Source organism: Variovorax sp. P4_D9 (assembly GCF_056401695.1).
Genome location: NZ_JBFUIU010001706.1, coordinates 1 through 655 on the forward strand (window position 1 = coordinate 1; position 655 = coordinate 655).

General features: G+C 64.6%; 1 protein-coding gene. It reads left to right on the plus strand.

Translation table 11 applies throughout. The annotated features are described in order from the left end of the window. Nucleotides 1–231: 231 nt before the first annotated feature. On the plus strand, nucleotides 232–655 hold a 424-nt coding region (locus tag AC1DY5_RS57880; protein WP_478123077.1), incomplete at its 3' end, for a LysR substrate-binding domain-containing protein.

Here is a 655-nt window from a genome sequence, read left to right on the forward strand (position 1 = left end):
GGCAGGATCACAACCTTGCTGGCTCAGGCGGCCGAGCTGGCAATCCGTGAGGAGGCTGAATCCATCAGTCCCGGGCTGCTCGATCGGGCGGCCGAGGCAGGGGTCTTCAAGCTTTCCGTCGAGCAAGAGCCCGACGAAGCCGATGCGTGACGCAGCCGAAGGCCGCCTCCGCCAGGCAGCTGACACATTGAAAGGATCATCAGTGCCAATTGAAAGAACAAAAGTGACAGATTGAAGGGAAACCGACACAAGGCTCGCTCGCTGCAATGGGCGAAGCTCGCAGAGCAAACCTGGCTGCTGTTGCCCGCAGGCTTGGCGGCACGGACCCACTTCGACGCCTTTGCCGCGCAATTCCCGCACCCGCCCGTCACCCACCCGGTTGTCACGCGTTCCCTTCCCATGCTGTGGCGGCTGCTGCGCCATCGGGACCTGCTGGCGCTCTTGCCGCTAAACCTCGCCCGACCCCTGCTCGAGGCCGGCGACCTGGTGGAACTGCGGGTCGGTGAATGGGGCACGATGGAGCCGATGGGCATCCTCCAGCCGCAGGGCATCGTCGGCCTCGCGCGCGCTCAGCGACTTCTTGCAGGCGTTCTCGAGCCAGAAGACGGAGCATCGTGCCAAAGGGAAACGGCTGGACCCATGACGAGGCCTCGAC